Raw genomic sequence first — 17,076 nt, forward strand, 5'->3', positions numbered from 1 at the left:
CCCCATATGCAAAGGAGCATTACGTTGAAAAAGATTTTGTTTATGCTCGGGAATATCGCATGGTATTTAGGTATCTTTTACGCTTTGCTTTATCTGCTGCGTTCAACCTATCAGTATGAAGCTACACTCGGCCTTGCCAAGTTTATGGATCGTAACCCGGCGATGTTCATGGCGATATTATTTAGCTCCATTTTGCTCATCTATATGCTTGTTTTCCGTTTGAAGAGAAGCATATGGAAAGAGCAGAAGCAAACCTTGTTTCAAACTAGCGGCTTCAAGAGAATCGGGGGCAAAGATGCCGGGTTGATGCTGGCTATGGGAGCAGCCGGATGCCTGTTTAGCATTGGCCTAATTGAAATTGATGTCATCGCTCAGCACTTTCCATCCATCCCCTTTCTCGTAGATGATCTCATTAGGGGAGATTCCATTTTATTCGTTATTTTAGGTGCGGGGCTTATTGCCCCCATCTATGAAGAAATTTTGTTTAGAGGATTAATTTACCGACAATTGCTTCAAGTGATGCCGCTGTATGCAGCGCTTATATTGCAAGCATTGGTTTACGCCTATTTTCAGCCAAGCCTCAGCCTGTCATTCATTGGTTTTGGTTCTGGACTCATCTACGCGATATTGTATATCCGAATAGGGAGCCTGTGGGCGCCAATTATTGTACAAACCTCAGCCATGAGTCTTATTTTTATTACAAAATATGTTGGATGGCATGAAGCGATTAACGAATTAGGAGAACCCGCGTTGTATGTTCTAACGACTGGAAGCCTGCTCTTCCTCGTAGGTGGAACGGCATACATTTGGCGCAGAGGGCTCGAAAAAGGTGCAAGTTCAGTACAAGCAGACCCGATTACGGTTGGAAGAGGGCGATAAGATGAGAAATTGGACTGTATCAATAGGGAGAGTTCTACTAGTCATCGGATTGTATTTTGCCTGGTTTCTTACCGTTACCAAATTATTTTTTGCTTATATCTACCCGTTAAGTCCTTGGTTTGAACAAAATACGCTTATTGTCATCATATTAAATGACATTATTGGTTTTCCGCTTATGTATTTTGCGATAAAGCTAATATTTAAACAAAACCTATTCAAGGAAGCCCGATTTCAAAAGATGGATGGCAGCGCTATTTCCTTGTCGCTATGGGTGGGTTTGGGTGCGGGGTTGTTCACTGTGGCATTCTCGCAATTGCCTGCGATCCAGTCCAATCAGTTCAAATTCCAAGAGTTATTCGAATATTTGAATCGGGCAGAATGGTATGTTTTCCTCGTTTTTCTATTGCTAGGCAACGTATACAAGGAAACGTTATTCAGAGGTTTACTGCTGAACAGTTTTAGAGGCGTTCTGCCTGTCACCGTTGCGATTTTGCTGCAAGGGTTATTATATGGCGTTCTATTCTTCTTTGGTGATATTCCGCTTTCCTTGTATGGGTTTCTTGGGGCTATCATTTTTGCGCTCTTGTATGTGTGGTTTGATTCCATCTGGGCGCCGATTGCCGCGCAGGTGGCTTGCCAAGGAGTTCAATACTTGCTATGGCATCTAGGCCCGAAGAGTAACGATATATTCATATTGTCAGCCTTAATGGCAGTTGCAGGTGCCATGATTGCAGCTGGCTTATATTTGGGCAATCGCCGCTTTCGCAAGCCATACAGTCACGAAGAGGTTATTCACACATGAGAACTTTAACTGTAATTAGTAAAGTTCTACTCTATTTAGCTATTTATATGTGCGTAGTTTTATTCACCAATTGGGCGTTGAACAATTGGATTCAAGATGATGAGTTTAGTGCGTGGCTTAGCAAAAATCCAGCGAGCTCTCTTATCGCAGCGAATACGATTGTGATCGCCATTTATGTGCCGCTGCTTCGCTGGCAAAACATTCGAATGCAAGACCTTGGCTTCGTTCCACCACAATCAGCAGCGATGGCTGCTGGGACAGGAATTTGGCTTGGTCTGTTCATCGCGGTGTTCACACAGCTTGGTTGGATCGCTGAGAATTTCCCGGAAATTGCGAATTTGGTTCAATTTGTAGCTGGTGGAGGGAATTTCTTCGTATTTGTGTTGAGCAGCTTATTGCTAGGTTCTTTGCTCGAGGAATGGTTGTTCCGGGGGATGCTGATCCATGTTTTCCGCCAACGCTTCTCCTCTGCATGGTCTGTCCTGCTGCAAGCTTTGTTGTTTGGAACCGTATTTATGAGCGTAACCATTGGTGTATTCGCTGCTCTTGGAGCAATTATTTATGGTGTAATTCGCGTGACCACAGGATCGATATGGTCATCTTTGCTCGCACATGTGTTCAGTACAGCAACCTTGTATGTCGTCTCTCATTTTATGAAGGATTCCTCTCCCGAAGCTTTTCTTATTTTGTCGTTCATAAGCGGTATAGCGATTATTGTGCATTTGTATATTTTGCTGCGTAGACAATCGGAGAATTTGAAGCGGCACAATAAAAGTATAACGAGTTAAATCAATGATTTATGGTAGTGATCACATTGCCACTGCAAACAACCGCAAAAGAGGAGTGTGCAGCATGTTCCAGTTGGATTTGTTGGAACCAAATCGCAATGAAAATGAAGGAGACGCAAGCAGTGACGCGGTGCTGGAAACCGCAAGCCAAGAAATTGCGATCATCGGCATTTCTGCCAAGCTTCCGAAGTCAGACACACATCGAGAGTTTTGGGATATGCTGCAAAATGGAGTGGACGGTGTACGCTCCTTCCCGCAGTCAAGGCGTCAGGAGCTGGAACCGTATCTTCGTCGCATGAGCGCATTGTATGAAACCATTTCAATATTTGATGGTGCATATTTGGAGGATATCTCCTCCTTCGATTATTCCTTTTTTCGATTGTCTCCGAAGGAAGCTTCACTAATGAGTCCGAACCAGCGCATGTTTCTGCAGACCGCATGGAGCGCATTGGAGGATGGCGGGTATGGGGGCGAAGCGCTCCATGGCTCACGAACAGGTGTATTTATCGGTCATAACGCCGATGCGCTGCATGATTATAAACGTATTATTGAGACGGTAAATCCAGAAGCGCTCGCAATGGCAGCGCCAGGCAATTTAAGTTCAATGATCGCAGGCCGCATCTCTTATCTCTTGAATTTGAAAGGGCCGGCACTTAATGTCGACACCGCTTGCTCATCCTCTCTTGTGGCCGTCCATTTAGCATGTCAGTCCATTCGCAGCGGTGAATGCGATGCTGCTATCGCTGGAAGTGTGAAGCTCAATCTGCTTCCGATCGATATGGGCATTCGGCTTGGAATCGAGTCAAGCGATAACCGTGCAAAGCCGTTTGATGACAGCTCTGACGGGACGGGTATCGGGGATGGTGTAGTCGCATTGCTGCTTAAACCGCTCGCAAAGGCGCTGCAGGATGGGGATCATGTTTATGCGCTCATTAAAGGGAGCGCTATGAATCAGGATGGCAGCTCTGTAGGCATCACTGCGCCTAACGCCTTGGCGCAGGAGGATGTCATTGTCCGTGCTTGGCAGGATGCAGCCATTGATCCCGAAACGATCATGTATTTGGAAGCGCATGGTACAGGAACCACATTGGGAGATCCGATTGAGATTGACGGCATTACGAGAGCATTCAGACGTTTTACAGACAAGAGGCAGTTCTGTGCGATTGGCTCGGTCAAAAGCAATATCGGACATCTCGATCATGCTGCTGGTATTACGGGGCTGCTGAAGGCAGTTCTTTCCCTTTGCAATAAACAGATTCCACCTACGCTTCATTATCGTTTCCCCAATCGCAAAATATCGTTTGTTGATTCTCCAGTGTATGTCAACGACAAGCTATCGCATTGGAGTGACGAGTTTGGTGCGCGTAGATGCGGTATTAGCGCATTTGGTATGAGCGGAACCAACTGCCATGTTGTGCTGGAAGAAGCACCATCAATGTCAATGAATGATAGCGTAATGTTGGACGAGGTAGCGCATGCAGCTTATGGGAAAGAAAAAAATGAAGTTTTTTGCCTATCCGCCCAAAGCGAATCGGCTCTTAAGCGATCCATTATTAATTATCGTGCTTGGTTTGCCGATCAGGAGCAGCATGAGTGGAGCTTGACGGACATCTGCTATAGCGCGGCGATAGGTCGCGGACATTATCGATATCGTTTGGCGATCGTCGCCAAAAATGAAGTTGAGCTTAGAAATAGGCTGGAAGCTTTGGATGTTGAGCGGTTGAAAAACACGATGATGCCGAATATTTATTACGGCGATTCAAATGCAGTGCATTCGGGAGGGAATGACGAGCGAAAGCAAAAGGAGCTCTTAGAGCAGGTTGTCCGCAGTAATTGGGGCAACGATGGTGCAAGTACACAGTTAGCTCAGTTATATGCAGCTGGTGCTAAAGTAGATTGGAAGGAGCTTTATCGTGATGAGAGACGCAGAAGGGTACCGCTGCCTGTATATTCATTTGATCCCTATCCGTGTTGGGTAGAGGAAGATGATCGCAGTGTTAATATAGCACCTCTGACAGAGTTCAAGCATGAATCGGCAGTTAACCACGTGAGGCTGTGCAGTGAAGGTGCTGTCTCGGAATCGGAGCAAAGTGTCGCTAATGTATGGGGGGAACTGCTCGGTTATCGTGAGCTCAGCAATGATGCTAACTTCTATGAATTGGGCGGTGATTCGATCATTGCGCTGCGAATCGTTAATTCACTTAGTCAAAGCTGGGGGATTCGACTAGAAGTGCAGCATTTGTTAGGACATCCTACACTTAGCGGGTTTGCTGGTGTTGTGGAAGAGCGGCGATTAAGCGGTTCGCCAGAAACGGAAAAAGTAATTCATATGCCCCTGGTGGCGGAGCGGGAGTATTATACGATCTCTTCGTCGCAAAAGCGCATGTACTTGCAGCAAGCTGCCTCGCCTAGCGATAGAAGCTATAATTTGCCGGAGCTTTTGCATATAGAGGGGGAAATTGATGCAGGCAGATTGGAAGCGTCTATTCATTCATTAATAAAAAGGCATGAGATGTTAAGAACGTCATTCGCCTTAGTAGACGGTGAAATTTGTCAATTTGTTCATACTGATGTTCACTTTTCCCTTCAGCGGCTGCAGGCATCAGAAGAAACGGTGCTTGAAACGCTGCATAGCTTGTTTACATCATTTGACCTGAGCCATGCGCCGCTGCTTCGCGCTGCTTTATTGACCGTTAACCCTGAGCGGCATGTGTTGTATTTGGATATGCATCATATTGCTTCGGATGGCTTCTCAGCAGGTATTTTGCTCAAAGAGCTTATGATGCTTTACCGAGGAGAGAGTCTTGAGCCGTTAACCTTGCGGTATATAGACTACGCTGCGTGGCAGAGAGAGGAACTGCAATCGGAGCGGATGGAGCGACAGAGAAGTTACTGGATGAAGCAATGCCAGGGGGAGTGGCCTGTGCTGGAGCTTCCGACAGACTTTCCTCGTCCTCTGATGAAGAGCAATCGCGGCGAAACATTTGATATGTATGTGGACAACGAATTATCGGATAATCTGCGAAAGCTGGCAAAATCAACGGAATCTACGCTATTTATGGTGCTTTTATCGGTCTATTTTACCCTTCTTGCAAAGTATTCTGGCGGGGAAGATATTGCCGTAGGCACACCGATTGCAGGGAGAGTCAACCGTGAAACTGAGACTCTGGTAGGGATGTTCGTCGGAACACTTGTATTGCGCGGGTATCCTGTGGCAAACAAACCGTTTACCCAGTTTTTAGAAGAGATAAAAGCAGCATCGACAGAGGCTTATGAAAATTCGGATTTTCCATTTGAAGAGCTAGCATCCATGGTGGATCGGCGAGACAGCAGCCGCAATCCGTTATTCGATACGATGTTTATTATGCAAAATTTGAACATTCCCAACTACTCGAATGAAGAATTGACCTATCGGCACGAGAGGTTCCCGCATGGGACGGCGAAATACGATCTGATGGTTCAAGCCGTGGAGCAAAATGACGGTACCCTGCGATTGGTAGTCGAATTTGGCAAGGACTTGTTCCGCGAAGAGACCGTAAGGTCGATGATGAGGCATTACATTGCGTTGCTAAGTTATGTAACGGACTATCCAGAGCATACATTAGGCGAGTGTGAAATGTTGTCCCCACAAGATTACAACAAGTTGTTGACGGAATTTGGCAGTCGTGCTTCTGCTTTCCCTAGCGCTCGCTGTATCCACAGCAGCTTTGAAGAACAGGCAAGACGAGTTCCTGGAAGAGTCGCCGTTCAGTGCAGAGGGGAGTCATTAACGTACGAACAATTAAATGGGCGAGCAAATGCGCTGGCGCGCAAGCTTGTTCGCTGCGGTGTTGGCCCTAACAGCATTGTCGGTGTGATGGCTGAACGCTCGATTTCAATGGTGACAGGAATGCTTGCGATTATGAAGGCTGGTGGTGCATACCTGCCAATCGACCTTCAATATCCGCAGGAGAGAACTCGCTATATGCTTGCTGACAGCGGAGCAAGTTTGCTCTTAGTAGACGATTCGGTTCATAGAAATGCGTATCCATCCGCTCAGGAAATTCGATTAAAGGATGAAACGATATATGACGGGGATAAAAGCAATGTGGACGTATCCATTTCAGCAGATGATCTTATGTATGTTATCTACACTTCGGGTTCTACTGGGCAGCCGAAGGGTGTTATGGTTCCGCATCGCAGCTTTTATAACTTCAGCCATTCGTTGAAGCTGTTTTACGACGGAAATTTTGATGAAAGAGACCGCTGCTTAAGCCTTACCAATATTTCGTTTGATGTGAGCGTATGCGAGCTGTTTATGCCTTTTATGTTTGGCGCGTCCCTTGTCCTTTATCCAAATCCCAAGCTGCTTGATCCTAGAGAGCTAGCTAAAGTAATAGTAGAAGAGCAGATAACTTTTGCTTATATTCCGCCGACGCTGCTTCGGGATGTGGCGCAATCGTTGGAACAATCGAGGATGACGATCTCCTTGGACAAGCTGCTTGTTGGCGTTGAACCAATAAAAGATACAACGCTTGCGCTTTTTGTTCAATTAAATCCGAATATACGTATTGTTAACGGCTATGGTCCGACTGAGGCAACGATCTGCTCGAATATGTATGTGTATAAATCAGCTGCTGCCAGCGGCGTTAATGTGCCAATTGGCGGACCGATGCATGGCGTCGCGGTTCATATTTTAAATTTTGGAGACAAGCCTGCACCGGTCGGATCGGCTGGGGAGCTATGCATCTCCGGCAGCGGCCTTGCTGCTGGGTATGTTAATAAACCGGAATTGACCGCGGAGCGGTTTGTTGAACACCCGCTGCAGCCAGGCACCATCATGTACCGTACTGGTGATTTGGCTAAGTGGCTGCCAGACGGAAATACGATGTATTTAGGCCGAATGGATGATCAAATCAAGCTGAGAGGCATTCGCATTGAGCTTGGAGAAATTGGTGCGCAGCTTCAAAGACATGAGGCGGTAGACGAAGCGGTTATCATCGCACATGAGGATCAAGCAGGCGATAAAAAACTTTGCGCATACATGGTTGTGAATCAAACAATAGGAGCTCAGGATTTAAAGAGCTTTTTGAAAAGTAAAATGCCAGATTATATGATCCCTTCGTTTTTTATGGAGATCGCTGCGATACCGTTAACACCTAATGGCAAAGTGGATCGCAAGGCGCTTCCAGAACCTGTTTTACAGCAACGAGTCGTTGCTGAGCTTACCCTGCCGCGAACCTCGCTGGAGGCAGAGGTGGCTGAAATATGGAGAGATGTGCTCGGCATTGAGCAAATTAGTATGTATGATGATTTCTTCGAGTTGGGTGGACATTCCCTGAAGGCTGCGGTATTGGTAAGCCGGATTCAAGCTAAATTCCATGTTGAAATGCCGCTAAGCGTCGTATTTGAACGACTGTCTGTTGCGAGTATGGCTGAGTGGCTGGCAGGGGGAACGCTGTTAAATTCTGAGCTGGGCATCGGAGGAGCTATCATTCCAATGCAAGCAAATCGGGATCATTATCCAATGTCTCCAGCACAGAGACGCCAATATATGATCGAGCTCATTGCCGGACAATCGACGATGTATCATATTCCGTTTGTGCTTCACATCCTAGGTAATCTGGAAAAAAAGAAACTGGAAGCCGCGTTTACTGCACTAATTACGAGGCATGAGAGCCTGCGAACATCATTCCACTATGTAGGTGAAGAGTTCTGTCAGCGAATTCATCCTGCAGAGCCATTTCAGCTAACGGAAATGGTTATAAAAGGCGAGCAGGCTGATCTATGGCAGCGCGCGTCATCTGCAATCGGAGCAGATGTGAGGATCAATGAATTAATGGCCCCATTTACAGATCCATTTGATCTCGGAAGCGGCTCACTGCTAAGAGTTGGTCTTGCTGAATTGGCAGAAAACCGTCACTTGTTGTTGCTGAACATCCATCATATTGTGACGGATGGGATATCGATGAGCGTGCTCATAAAAGAGTTGATCGATTTATACAACGGGCAGGCATTGCCAGAGCTGACGGTGCAATATCGGGATTATGCAGTCTGGGAGCTGGAACGATTAAGCGGTGACTACTACTCTAAGCTGAGGCGTTATTGGCTGGGCATGTTCTCGGACGAACTCCCAGTGCTTGATCTGCCCGCAGATAAGCAGCGTCCGGCGGTTCAGCGTTATGAGGGCCGAAGGTTTGCTTTTCAGCTAAACGAGGAGCTGGCACATCGGGCGCGGCAATTGGCTAGGGAACAAGGGACGACGTTATATACGCTGCTGCTTAGCGCTTATACGGTACTCCTTGGGAAGTATAGCGGACAAGAGGATATTATCGTGGGTACTCCGGTAGCCGGACGCAATCACATTGATGTAGAAAGGCTAATCGGCATGTTCGTCAATACGGTTGCCATTCGTTGCCGTCCGCAATTCGGAATGACGATTGGCAGTTACATTACTGAAATGCACGGGAATGTGCTGCAAGCGCTGGAGCATCAGGAATTTCCGTTCGAGGATCTTGTAAATCAGCTTGAAATGGAACAGGATTTAAGTCGCAATCCCCTATTTAACACGATGTTTATTTTGCAAAATATGGAGCAGCCAGCAAGGCAAGCGGGGGATTTGATCTTCGAGCCGCAGCCGTACGAAACCGGATTCAGCAAGTTTGATTTGTCGCTGGAAGCAGTGGAGACGGGGAAGGGGATCACATGCTGCCTTGAGTATGCAACCTCCTTATTTCATGAGAGTACGATCGAGAGAATGGCCGCGCATTTCTGCACAATCGTTAAGGAGATGACATCAAGCGAAGGGTCCAGGAGAACGATAGGTGAGCTGGAATTAGTGGATGAGGCAGAGCGATTGAAGCTTTCTTCGCCGTTAGCAAGCGCTGCTGATAAAGCGGAACAGAAGGTCAATGACATCGCGGAGAGGGTAGGAAAAGTACTGCTCGGTGAAACAAACGTGATTGCAGAGATGACTGCAATGGAAGCACATTTCTCTGCATCCACCGAAGAGTATCCCTGCTGGATGAGCATCATGGAAGAGATAGAGCGGCAAGCGGCAGAAACGCCGCATGCCGCTGCGATTTTATTTGGTTTGGAGACGCTCTCGTATTTCGAATTAAATGAGCGAGCGAATCGTCTTGCCGATACGCTTCGCAGCCGCGGGGTAGGACCGGAGCGAATTGTAGCATTGATGGCAGACCGTTCACCTCTGATGATGATCGGCATTCTTGGCATTTTGAAAGCAGGAGGGGCTTATGTAGCTATTGATCCGGCATATCCTGCTGAGCGTATCCAGTGGATGCTGGAGGATTGCGGCGATCAATGGCTTCTGACAGAAAGGAAATATGCCGGGTTTGTCATGAATGCGTCAGAAGAATGGTATTTGGATGATGCTGATCTGTATAGCTCGGAACGAGGGAATCTGGAGATCGTAAGCCGTCCGGAGCATCTGGCGTATGTACTGTATACTTCCGGCTCAACGGGCAGGCCGAAGGGTGCAATGATCGAGCATCGCGGACTGGCAAGCTTCGTGAGCGCATTCCGTGAGCGAATTCCATTCGAAGCAGGCCAAAGCATATTGGCAATGGCGACCGTATCATTCGATATTTTCATTGTAGAGAACCTGCTCCCATTAACAATGGGGATGAGAATTGTGCTTTGCAATGAAGAGGAACGGAGTGATGCTCATCTGCTGCAGGAGCTTATAAATAAGCATCGGGTAGAAGTGCTGCAAATTACGCCATCGCGTTTCAAGTGGTGGATGGCGCAGGTGAGCCAAAGCGAGGTTTGGAAATCTTTAAGCGTGGTCATGATTGGAGCGGAGCCGTTGACGATGGATCTACTGGGGAGACTTCGTTCGGTGACGAATGCACGTATCTTCAATCTCTATGGACCAACGGAAACAACGGTATGGACATCGGTGTGCGAAGTAACTAGCGGTGAGAACATTACGATTGGCAAGCCTATTTCCGGGGCAGCAATGGTTGTGCTAAATCCAGCACTGCAGCTGCAGCCGACGGGTGTGATTGGTGAAATCTGCATCTTAGGGGCAGGCGTTGGACGGGGTTATCTTCGCCATCCAGAATGGGATCAAGGAGTATTTATTACGAGCCCGTTTGGTACAGGTGAGAGGATGTATCGCACGGGTGATCTTGGCCGAAGGCTGGCAAACGGTGAATTTGTATATGCAGGCCGCCGCGATCATCAGGTGAAAATACGAGGACATCGCATTGAAACCGGGGAGGTGGAGCAGCAGCTGCTGCTGTATGAGCGTGTGAAGGAAGCGGTTGTCATCGCATTTCAGGAGGAGGAGGGCGAGCATGCGCTTTGCGCGTATGTTGTACCTGCTTCCGACTCTAGTTGTAACAACAATATTAACGAACACAACCTCTCCGACATGATTTCGGAGCTGCAGACCCATCTCAGCAGCAAGCTGCCTGCCTATATGATTCCAGCTTATGTGATGCTGCTAGATGCAATACCGCTGACACCAACCGGAAAGCTGCATCGAAAGGCGCTGCCGAAACCTCATAAGGTTGCGCTGAGTGAGCGCAAGTACTTAAGGCCAAGAAACGAGACGGAACGCAAGCTTGCCGAGCTGTGGAAAGATTTGCTGAAATCGGACGATATTGGCGTGATGGACAGCTTTTTTGAGCTTGGCGGCCATTCGCTCAAGGCTGCAGCGCTTGTAAGCCGAATCCATGAGCATTTCGGCGTACATGTGCCGCTTAGGGAGCTGTTTTTAAATCCAACGCTAGGGTCCCTTGCTGAAGTAATTGAAGGTAAACATCTGCAAACCTATGAATCGATTCCGCGCCAGATGGATCAGGAGCATTATCCGATGTCGCATGCGCAGAGAAGACAATATTTGCTGGGGCTGCTAACAGGAGAATCAACGATGTACCATGTTCCGTTTGCACTGCGAATTCGGGGCAAGCTGGATGCTTCGAGACTTGAAGCTGCGTTTTCATCATTGGTCGCTAGGCATGAAAGTTTACGAACTTCGTTTCATTATATGGATGAACAATTCAGGCAGCGAGTTCATCCAGCGACGGCATTTCATTTCGAGGATGCTGTAGAGGAGCTAGTACCAGCTGGCAAGTGGTTGGGAGCATCTGGTGATGAAGTGAGCGCCGAATCCGAATGGCTGAATGAGCTCACTACGAAGTTTATAAGACCTTTTGATTTGGAAAGCGGGCTGCTGCTAAGGGCAGGACTTCTTCAACTGGAAGAAGAGCATTACTTGCTGCTGCTGGACATCCATCATATTGTGACGGATGGCGTTTCAATGAGTGTGCTGGTAAAGGAATTAACAGCATTATACGGCGGAAATGAACTGCCAGAGCTGCGGGTGCAATATAGGGATTATGCGGTCTGGCAGGAGGGACAGCTAGGCGGCGAAGCAATCGAGGCGCATGAGCGTTACTGGTTGAAGAAGTTTGAAGGCGAGCTCCCGCTGCTGGAATTGCCGACAGATAGGAAACGCCCGATCGTTCAAACTTTCAAGGGGCGAAAATATGTCTTTCATCTAGACGGGGAGCTTGCACAGCGGGCGCGGCGTTTGGCGGCAGAGCAAGGTGTGACACTATATTCAGTGCTGCTGAGTGCTTATGCTTTTATGCTTGGGAAGTACAGCGGACAAGAGGATATTATTATTGGTACGCCAGTAGCTGGACGCAATCATGTTGATGTGGAGGGACTCATCGGCATGTTCGTCAATACAGCAGCCATTCGTTGTCGACCGCAGCTCGAACATACGGTTAGCAGCTACGTTGCCGAATTGCATGAGGATGTGCTGCAGGCGCTGGAGCATCAGGAGTATCCGTTCGAGAAGCTGGTGGAGCGGCTAAACCTCGTTCAGGACAAGAGCCGAAATCCGTTGTTCGATACGATGTTTATTTTGCAAAATATGGAGCATTCAGCGTTGCAATCGGGCGGTTTGAGCTTCGAGCCGCAGCCGTTTGAACACGGTGTCAGCAAGTTTGATTTGACACTTGAAGCTGTAGAGCGCGCGGAAGGCATTGCCTTCAGCTTGGAATATGCAACGGATCTGTTTCATGAGGAGACGGTCATCAGGATGGCGCACCACTACTGCGCGATTATTAAAGCAATGACGTCGAGCGAAAATCGATTGCGGACTCTTGGCGAACTAGAGCTGCTAAACGATGAAGAAAAGTTGGAGCTGCTTGCGGCATTGGATAGTATGGCGTGGATGAAGAGCAGTGGGGCTGATGTTGAAGGGGCTATAGCACTAGGAGATGCACCCGCTAAAATGCCGCTGAGTTTGCAGGGCCAAGATTCATCTTTACCAGGTGTCCCGTTTAAATGGCGATCCGTCATTGAAGAGATAGAGAAGCAGGCTGCAAAAACTCCAGATGCGGTTGCAGTCCATTTTGAATCGGAGCAGATGACCTATCGCGAACTAAATGATAGATCCAACCAGCTGGCACATACGCTTCGCAGCCGCGGGGTGGGACCGGAGCGAATTGTAGCATTGATGGCAGACCGTTCACCTCTGTTGATGATCGGCATTCTTGGCATTTTGAAAGCGGGAGGCGCTTATGTCGCTATAGATCCGGCATACCCTGCTGAGCGTATCCAGTGGATGCTGGAGGATTGCGGCGATCAATGGCTTCTGACAGAAAGGAAATATGCCGGGTTTGTCATGAATGCGTCAGAAGAATGGTATTTGGATGATGCTGATCTGTATAGCTCTGAACGAGGGAATCTGGAGATCGTAAGCCGTCCGGAGCATCTGGCGTATGTACTGTATACTTCCGGCTCAACGGGCAGGCCGAAGGGTGCAATGATCGAGCATCGCGGACTGGCAAGCTTCGTGAGTGGATTCCGTGAGCGAATTCCATTTGAAGCAGGCCAAAGCCTATTGGCAATGGCGACCGTATCATTTGATATTTTCATCGTAGAGAGTCTGCTCCCATTAACAATGGGAATGAAAATGGTGCTGTGTAATGAAGTGGAACGCAGCGATGCTCATTTGCTGCAGGAGCTTATAAAAAAGCATCGGGTAGAGGTGCTGCAAATTACGCCATCACGCTTCAAGTGGTGGATGGCGCAGGTGAGCCAAAGTGAGGTTTGGAAATCCTTAAGCGTAGTCATGATTGGCGCGGAGCCGTTGACGATGGATTTGCTGGAGAGACTGCGTGCGATGACGAGTGCACGTATTTTCAATCTCTATGGCCCAACGGAAACAACAGTATGGACATCGGTGTTCGAGGTAACTAGCGGTGAAGCTATTACGATTGGCACACCTATTGCAGGGGCAGCAATGGTCGTACTGAGTCCAGAGCTGCAGCTGCAGCCAACAGGTGTGATTGGTGAAATTTGCATCTTAGGAGCGGGCGTTGGTCGGGGTTATCTTCGTCATCCGGAATGGGATCAAGGAGTATTCATCACAAGCCCGTTTAATGCAGAGGAGAGAATGTACCGCACGGGTGATCTTGGCAGAAGGCTGGCGAATGGTGAATTTGTATACGCAGGCCGCCGCGATCATCAGGTGAAAATACGAGGACATCGCATTGAAACCGGTGAGGTGGAGCAGCAGCTGCTGCAGCATGAACGTGTGAAGGAAGCGGTTGTCATCGCGTTTCAAGAGCCTGAGGGTGAGCCAGTTCTCTGCGCTTATGTTGTCCTACAAAAGGCTGATGATGCTGATCTGCCAAATATGACCTCGTACGCAGATCATTATGTTGCAGCAGCACTCGAAAGTATCCATAAGGAAGAAACCGTATGGTTAGAGAGCGTAGACGGGCATTCTCTCGGTGTAACTGAGGAGCTAATCGAGCATCTGAGAGGCAAGCTGCCTGCTTATATGATTCCAACCTATGTGATGCTGCAGGATGAAATACCGATGACGCCAACAGGCAAGATAAATCGCAAGGCACTTCCAAGACCGCAGCAGACAGAACGGAATGTACGACATTACCGAGAGCCGAGCACGGAGACGGAGCGCAAGCTGGTTATGCTCTGGCAGGATCTGCTATTGACGGATAACATCGGAGCGACAGACAGCTTCTTCGAGTTAGGTGGACATTCGTTAAAGGCGGCAACTTTGGTCAGTCGGATAGGCTTACAATTTGGTGTGCGCGTGCCGCTGAGAGAATTGTTTCAGAATCCGACAATAGAGTTGCTCGCTCTAGTAATTGAAGGTCAAAGCCAGCAAACCTATGAATCGATTCCGCGTCAGATGGACAGGGCGTATTTCCCAATGTCGCGCGCTCAAAGAAGGCAATATGTTTTATCTCTGCTGTCTGGAGAAGCAACGATGTATAATGTCCCTTTTGCACTGCATATCCGTGGGAATCTTGATGCGAAAAAGCTGGAGCAGGCGTTCACCGCTTTAATCATGAGGCATGAGAGTTTACGGACGTCTTTCCATTATGAAGATGGACAATTCAAGCAACGGATTCATCCATCTGCGGCATTTAAGCTGGATGGCAATGCATGGGCACGAATGACTGCCAAACGTTTGTTGTCAGAAACGGGAATGCATGAAACCATCACTAGACTAATGGCGCGGTTCATACGTCCATTTGATCTTGGCAGCTGCTTATTGCTGCGGGCAGCTCTTGTTCCGCTAAGCTCCAGCTCTCACTTGCTGCTGCTTGATATGCATCATATTGTTACGGATGGTGTATCGGTCAGTGTGCTTCTGAAAGAATTGATCGAATTGTACTCCGGCAATGAGCTTGCAGAGCTGCGGGTGCAGTATAGAGATTATGCCGTCTGGCAGGAAGCTCAATTAAATGGTCCAGGGTACGAGGCGCATGAGCGCCACTGGCTGGATATGTTCTCAGGCGAACTGCCAATACTGGAGCTCCAGACGGATAATCCGCGACCAGCGATGCAGAGCTTCGTGGGTCGCAGATATAGTTTTAGGTTGAATGAGGAACTTACGAGACGAGCGCAACACATGGCAAAAGTGCTGGGGACAACATTGTATACGGTGCTGCTTGGTGCTTATGCTCTTTTGCTTGGCAAGTACAGTGGGCAACAAGACATTATTATTGGCACGCCGACTGCAGGACGTGACCATGTTGATCTTGAGGGCCAAATCGGCATATTCGTTAATACAGTTGCGATTCGATGCCGACCACAGCCTGAAAGAACACTTGGCGGTTACATCGCCGATGTTCATAATGATGTACTGCAAGCGCTGGAGCATCAGGAGTATCCGTTTGAGGATTTGGTGAAGCGATTGGAGCTTGGGAAAAATCTGAGTCGAAATCCTTTGTTCGACACGATGTTCATTTTGCAAAATATGGATCGTTCTGTCATGCAAGGAGGCGATTTAACCTTTGAGCTTCAGCCGTTCGAGCCAGGAGTTAGTAAATTCGATTTGACGCTGGAGGTTGTGGAGAGCAATGGAGAGATGATTTGCAGCTTGGAGTATGCCACAGCACTGTTCCACTCAGATACGATTACGCGCATGGCTCAGCATTATTGTGCAACCGTAGAGGAAATGACGGCTGCTGCCAGCCCTCTGATGAAACTAAGCGATCTATCGCTGCAAGATGGTCCGAAATAACATCCTTCTCGGCGGTATTTCCTTCGCGCTGTACCGCCGAGAAACGATTAAATGATACGAGTTTGGATCTATTAAGGAGGATAAGCGGATGAAAGTTACGTTGGACAGACAACCATTTAATGAATTCTGGGCGAACTGTATGCTCAATCAAGCCTATTCAATCGCTGTTTCTGCTCATCCCAGCTACCGATATGCAGCATATTTGAACATTCATCGATATTATCCTTGGTCTGCAGCGACAGACCAGCAATTTCGATATCCGACGATTGATACGCTGTATTATCTCGACGATTGGACCAAATTCCCATTAACCGGTGTTATTAAGTGGATTGAGCCGGGGCACTTCCGCGATAAGGAAATGTTTATAGATGAAATAAAAGAGGTGCTTGACGGTGGGCGCAATTTAAGTGTGAATGTCGATTTATTTTATTGGCTGCCGGGAAGCATGGCTTGGAAAAAGTTTCATTGGTACCATTATTCGCTGTTTAATGGTTACGATAATGAACGCTCGTCCTTCTATGTCATTGACGATACGCTTGCTGGCTATAGTGAACATGAGGTTCCTGAGGATCGGCTCAGAAAAGCATTCAAAAATTCAGAATACAATATCAACAAAAACTATAATGGCCCTGCCTATTATATTTATAATCTTCATTCAACGATTAAACCGTATGAATTGAACTTATCGGAAGTTGTTGACAATGCGGAACGGCTTACGCGTGAGCTTGACGATTTCTCCATGGAGGGAATGTGGCAAGTAGATTCAAGCCCGGATAAATATAGTGCTCATATTACGTATGCACTCATTGGAATCAACATTATATGCAACCGGCATATTGCAAATGAAGGTCTTATTCGAACGCTGCGAGAGCAGAAGCAAATAAATGTGACATTATACGAATCCCTTAAGGATCAATTGGAGATGATCTGTGACGGCTGGAATGCGATCAAGCAATCTTTTGTTACGCATAAATTTCAGCGAGATAGAGAGATAGCTCTAGCAGAAAAACTATTTGCGATGGAAAAAATATTTTGGCGTACGCTGGCTAGTGGTGTTTAACAAAATCAAATAGCTTCCTAAC

The 17,076-nt window shown here is 47.7% G+C and carries 5 protein-coding genes; all 5 read left to right on the forward strand.

What is annotated here, in order from left to right:
- Positions 1-24 precede the first annotated feature (24 nt).
- Positions 25-879: a CPBP family intramembrane glutamic endopeptidase gene (locus AB4Z45_RS20280; RefSeq protein WP_441911164.1), complete on the forward strand. Its 855-nt coding sequence runs from the start codon at positions 25-27 to the stop codon at positions 877-879.
- Between the two features lies 1 nt (position 880).
- Positions 881-1,681 carry a CPBP family intramembrane glutamic endopeptidase gene (locus AB4Z45_RS20285; RefSeq protein ID WP_441911166.1) on the forward strand — a complete coding sequence of 267 codons (801 nt, stop codon included), beginning with the start codon at positions 881-883 and terminating at the stop codon, positions 1,679-1,681.
- On the forward strand, positions 1,678-2,469 hold the full coding sequence (locus AB4Z45_RS20290) for a CPBP family intramembrane glutamic endopeptidase (RefSeq protein WP_441911168.1): 792 nt from the start codon (positions 1,678-1,680) through the stop codon (positions 2,467-2,469). Before AB4Z45_RS20285 ends, AB4Z45_RS20290 begins: the two co-directional genes overlap by 4 nt.
- A gap of 64 nt (positions 2,470-2,533) precedes the next feature.
- A complete protein-coding gene (locus AB4Z45_RS20295; protein WP_441911170.1) occupies positions 2,534-15,994 on the forward strand; it encodes an amino acid adenylation domain-containing protein in 13,461 nt (4,486 codons plus the stop codon).
- Between the two features lie 88 nt (positions 15,995-16,082).
- Positions 16,083-17,054, forward strand: a complete 972-nt coding sequence (locus AB4Z45_RS20300; protein WP_441911172.1) for a hypothetical protein — start codon at positions 16,083-16,085, stop codon at positions 17,052-17,054.
- The last annotated feature ends 22 nt before the right edge of the window (positions 17,055-17,076 follow it).

It is taken from the genome of Paenibacillus sp. MCAF9, assembly GCF_052114265.1.
Lineage (GTDB): Bacteria > Bacillota > Bacilli > Paenibacillales > Paenibacillaceae > Pristimantibacillus.

Excerpts from the sequence above, each read along its gene's own strand:
- AB4Z45_RS20290 (WP_441911168.1), top strand. The coding sequence starts at position 1,678 with ATGAGAACTTTAACTGTAATTAGTAAAGTTCTACTCTATTTAGCTATT.
- AB4Z45_RS20285 (WP_441911166.1), top strand. The coding sequence starts at position 881 with ATGAGAAATTGGACTGTATCAATAGGGAGAGTTCTACTAGTCATCGGA.
- AB4Z45_RS20295 (WP_441911170.1), top strand. The coding sequence starts at position 2,534 with ATGTTCCAGTTGGATTTGTTGGAACCAAATCGCAATGAAAATGAAGGA.
- AB4Z45_RS20300 (WP_441911172.1), top strand. The coding sequence starts at position 16,083 with ATGAAAGTTACGTTGGACAGACAACCATTTAATGAATTCTGGGCGAAC.